The sequence below is a fragment of the Microbacterium sp. K41 genome (assembly GCF_004794395.1).
Classification (GTDB): domain Bacteria; phylum Actinomycetota; class Actinomycetes; order Actinomycetales; family Microbacteriaceae; genus Microbacterium; species Microbacterium sufflavum.
In genome coordinates this window covers 1-4335 of the sequence record NZ_SSDO01000019.1, presented here as the reverse complement: position 1 = coordinate 4335, position 4335 = coordinate 1, and the positions used below count along the sequence as shown (strand labels likewise).

The 4335-nt window shown below is 72.0% G+C and carries 5 protein-coding genes; 4 read left to right on the top strand and 1 reads right to left on the bottom strand.

Going from position 1 to position 4335, the window contains the following annotated elements:
• On the bottom strand, window positions 1-1635 hold a 1635-nt coding region (locus DW309_RS00180; RefSeq protein ID WP_136044176.1), incomplete at its 3' end, for a RecQ family ATP-dependent DNA helicase.
• 89 nt (window positions 1636-1724) lie between these two features.
• Between DW309_RS00180 and DW309_RS00175 the strand changes: the two genes are divergently transcribed.
• The 4 genes from DW309_RS00175 to paaC form a co-directional block, all read left to right on the top strand.
• On the top strand, window positions 1725-2144 hold the full coding sequence (locus DW309_RS00175) for a pilus assembly protein CpaE (protein ID WP_136044175.1): 420 nt from the start codon (window positions 1725-1727) through the stop codon (window positions 2142-2144).
• A gap of 88 nt (window positions 2145-2232) precedes the next feature.
• Window positions 2233-3210 carry a 1,2-phenylacetyl-CoA epoxidase subunit PaaA gene (gene paaA / locus DW309_RS00170; RefSeq protein WP_136030268.1) on the top strand — a complete coding sequence of 326 codons (978 nt, stop codon included), beginning with the start codon at window positions 2233-2235 and terminating at the stop codon, window positions 3208-3210.
• Entirely contained in the window at window positions 3210-3515 is a 306-nt protein-coding gene (gene paaB / locus DW309_RS00165) for a 1,2-phenylacetyl-CoA epoxidase subunit PaaB (protein WP_042539384.1), read from the top strand. Before paaA ends, paaB begins: the two co-directional genes overlap by 1 nt.
• Window positions 3512-4335, top strand: an 824-nt coding sequence (gene paaC / locus DW309_RS00160; protein WP_136044174.1) for a 1,2-phenylacetyl-CoA epoxidase subunit PaaC, incomplete at its 3' end; no start/stop codon positions are given. The genes paaB and paaC, both read left to right, overlap by 4 nt.

The following is a 4335-nucleotide window of genomic DNA, read 5'->3' as shown; positions in this document are numbered from 1 at the left end:
CGGCTCGATCGGCACGCCCACGCGGTCGAGCGACTCCGCCGCCTGCGCGCTGGCCGTCGACGCCACCTCGGTCGGGAACCAGACGCCCGCGCAGGTGTCGCAGCGACCGCAGGGCGCGGCGGTCTCGTCGTCGAGCGCCCGCTGCAGGAACTCCATGCGGCAGCCGTCGGTCCGCTCGTAGTCGAGCATGTGCTGCTGCTCGGCGACCCGCTCGGCGGCGATGCGCTCGTAGCGCTCGGCGTCGTAGGCCCACGGCGCTCCCGTCGCGATCCAGCCGCCCTGCACGCGCCGCACGGCTCCGTCGACGTCGAGCACCTTGAGCAGCAACTCCAGCGGCGTGCGGCGGATGTCGACCAGGGCCTCCAGCGCCGGGGTCGAGATCGGAGCGTCGCCGAGCGCGGCGATCACCCGTTCGGCGCGCTCACGGTCGGGCATCGACGCGGTCGCGAAGTAGTGCCAGATGTCGCGGTCCTCGACTCCGGGCAGCAGCAGCACGTCGGCGTTGTCGCTCGCCCGGCCCGCGCGCCCGACCTGCTGGTAGTACGCGACGGGCGACGACGGCGCGCCGAGGTGCACGACGAAGCCGAGGTCGGGCTTGTCGAAGCCCATGCCCAGGGCGCTGGTGGCCACGAGCGCCTTGACCTCGTTGCGCTTGAGCATGCCCTCCGACTCGGCGCGCTCCTCGGCATCGGTCTGCCCGGTATAGGCGCGCACCTCATGCCCGTGCTCACGCAGCAGTCGCGCGGTGTCGACGGCCGCGGCGACCGTGAGCGTGTAGATGATGCCGGAGCCCGGAAGGTCGTCGAGGTGGCTCAGCAGCCAGGCCAGGCGGCTGGCCGAGTCGCGCAGGCGCAGCACGCCGAGCCGCAGCGACGTGCGGGCCAGGGGTCCGCGGATCGTCAGCACCGGCACGGCTCCCGCACCGGTACCCACATCCGCCTCCGCACCCGCACCCGCACCCGCACCCGGTGCAGCGGACGCCACAGCCCCACCGGCCTCCCCGGTGGGCAGCGCCCCGAGCTGCTCGGCGACGTCGGCCACCACGCGGCTGTTGGCGGTCGCGGTCGTGGCCAGGACCGGCACGTCGGTCGGGAGCTGGCCGATCAGGTCGCGCAGGCGGCGGTAGTCGGGCCGGAAGTCGTGCCCCCAGTCGCTGATGCAGTGCGCCTCGTCGACGACGAGCATGCCGAGGCGGGCCACGAGCGCGGGCAGCTGCTGCTCGCGGAAGGCGGGGTTGTTGAGCCGCTCGGGCGACACCAGCAGCACGTCGACCTCGTCGCGCGCGAGCCGCCCCTCCACCTCCGCCCACTCGTGCGCGTTCGTGGAGTTGATCGCCACCGCCCGCACGCCCGCGCGCTCGGCGGCCGCGATCTGGTCGCGCATGAGGGCGAGCAGCGGCGACACCAGCACGGTGGGGCCCGCGCCCTGCCGTCGGCGCAGCAGCGTCGCGACGAAGTACACCGCGGACTTGCCCCAGCCGGTGCGCTGCACCACGAGCGCGCGGCGGCGCCCCTCCACCAGGGCCTCGATCGCCTCGTACTGCCCATCGTGGAAGTCGACGTCGGCGCGCCCGACCAGCTCGGCGAGAGCGGCGCGGGCGGTGTCGCGGGCGGTGTCGGCGGGTGCGGAGGTCATGTCCTCCACTCTGCCGCACACCGCCGACAGCCCGGTCGTCGCGGACCGCGATCGGGGGACGGCTGCCGCATGGCGTCTAGCGTGGAGGGATGATCACGCGCGAACTCGCCGTCGCCCTGCGCGATGCGGGACTCACCTGGCACCCCGCGGAGGGCGACCGTTTCCAGCTGGACCTCCCCGACGAGGTGGAGCTGGAGGCCGAGGCCGACGTGTTCACCGTGAGCGGGATGACGATCGAGGCGCGGCAGACCCCCAGCGGCACCGACCTGGCGTTCAACGGCACGACCGAGTGGGCGCTCGATGCGGTGACCCTGGCTGATGCGGTGTGGTTGCCCCGCGAGGATCAGCTGCGCGAGCTGCTCCGGGGCACGTTCCGCGCCCTCGTCCGGCTGCCCGACACGTTCCACGTGGAGATCGAGATCGCCGGGGAGCCGCTGACGTTCGAGCACCCCGACCCCGCGGAGGCCTACGGCCGGGCCCTGCTCGCGCTCGTGTCGCGCTCGCTCTGATCCGGCGCCGGTTGAATACCGACGATCGCTGTGTCAGAATTACCTAACGATCGGTCAGTAAAGAAGGCCGGATGGCGAGGAGTCGACGATGACCAGTCCTGCAGACCTGTCCCTCGTGACGGACGAGGCCTCCGCGGAGGAGCGCCTGTTCGAGGAGCTCATCGCGAACGAGCAGCGCATCGAGCCGCGCGACTGGATGCCGGAGGCATACCGCAAGACGCTCATCCGGCAGATCTCCCAGCACGCGCACTCCGAGATCATCGGCATGCAGCCGGAGGGCAACTGGATCACGCGCGCGCCCAGCCTCAAGCGCAAGGCCATCCTGATGGCGAAGGTGCAGGACGAGGCCGGACACGGGCTCTACCTCTACTCCGCCGCGCAGACCCTCGGCATCACGCGCGACGAGATGATGGATCAACTCATCTCCGGGAAGGCCAAGTACTCGTCGATCTTCAACTACCCCACGCCCACCTGGGCCGACATGGGGGCGATCGGCTGGCTCGTCGACGGCGCCGCCATCTGCAACCAGGTGCCGCTGTGCCGCGCCTCCTACGGCCCCTACGGCCGGGCGATGGTGCGCATCTGCAAGGAGGAGTCGTTCCACCAGCGGCAGGGCTTCGAGATCCTCCTCACCCTCATGCGCGGCACGGAGGAGCAGCGGCAGATGGCGCAGGACGCCGTGGACCGCTGGTACTGGCCGAGCCTGGCGATGTTCGGCCCGCCCGACGACCAGTCCCCCAACTCCGCACAGTCGATGGCCTGGAAGATCAAGCGCTTCTCCAACGACGAGCTGCGCCAGCGCTTCGTGAGCATGCTCGTGCCCCAGGCCGAGATCCTCGGCGTAACCCTGCCCGACCCCGACCTGCGCTTCGACGAGGAGACCGGCCGCTACGAGATGGGCGAGATCGACTGGGACGAGTTCTTCCAGGTGCTGCGCGGCAACGGACCGTGCAACGCGGAACGGCTGGAGCGCCGCCGCACCGCCCACGAGGAGGGCGCCTGGGTGCGCGAGGCCGCCGCCGAGTACGCCCGCAAGCAGGCCCTCAAGACGAAGGCGGTCGCGTGATGGCCACCCCCGGCGCCGACGAGCGCGAGCCCTGGCCCCTGTGGGAGATCTTCGTGCGCGCGAACCGCGGCCTGAGCCACGTGCACGTCGGCTCGCTGCACGCGCCAGACGCCGATATGGCGATCCGCAACGCCCGCGACCTCTACACCCGGCGCGGCGAGGGCGTGTCGATCTGGGCCGTGCCGGCCGACGCCATCACCACCAGCGACCCCGACGCCAAGGGCGCCTACTTCGAGAGCCCCGCCGGCAAGAACTACCGGCACGCGGTGTACTACACCGCCTCCGAGGGGGTGCCGCACCTGTGAGCGCGCAGCAGCACGGGCACACCGACGTGCACGGAACCGACGTGCACGGAGACGTCTCGGTCGACGAGCTGCGGCTGAGCGAGGAGCTGGCGGGCGCCGGCACCACCGCGACCAGCGCCGACCTCGCCGAGTACGCGCTCTGGCTGGGCGACGACGCCCTGATCCTGTCGCAGCAGCTCGGCGCGTGGATCTCCCGCGCGCCGGAGCTGGAGGAGGACGTGGCGCTCGGCAACATCGCCCTCGACCTGCTCGGGCACGCCCGCTCGTTCCTGCACTTCGCCGGATCCTGGGACGGCCGCTCCGAGGACGACCTGGCCTACTTCCGCGACGAGCCCGAGTTCCGCAGCGCCTGGATCGTGGAGCAGCCCAACGGCGACTTCGCCCAGACCATCGCGCGGCAGTTCGTCGTGTCGGTGTACCTCGTGGAGCTGTACGCCGCCCTGCGCGCGAGCTCGGAGCACACGTTGGCGGCGATCGCGGAAAAGGCCCTCAAGGAGGTCGACTACCACCGCGACCACGCCGTGCAGTGGGTGCTGCGGCTCGCGGGCGGCACGGACGAGTCTCGCGCGCGGATGATCCGGGCCCTGACCGACGTGTGGCCGTATGTCGACGAGCTGTTCCGCGACGAGCCGCTCATCGATCGACTCGGCGACGCGGCCGTGCGCCCCTCCGCGCTGCGCCCGGGGTTCGACGCGGTCGTGGACACCGTGTTCGCCGAGGCCGACCTCGCCGTCCCCGCGGTGTCGGCGTCGTCGGCGGGCGGCCGCCGCGGCGCTCATGCGACCCCGCTGGGCCACCTCCTCGCCGAGATGCAGGTGCT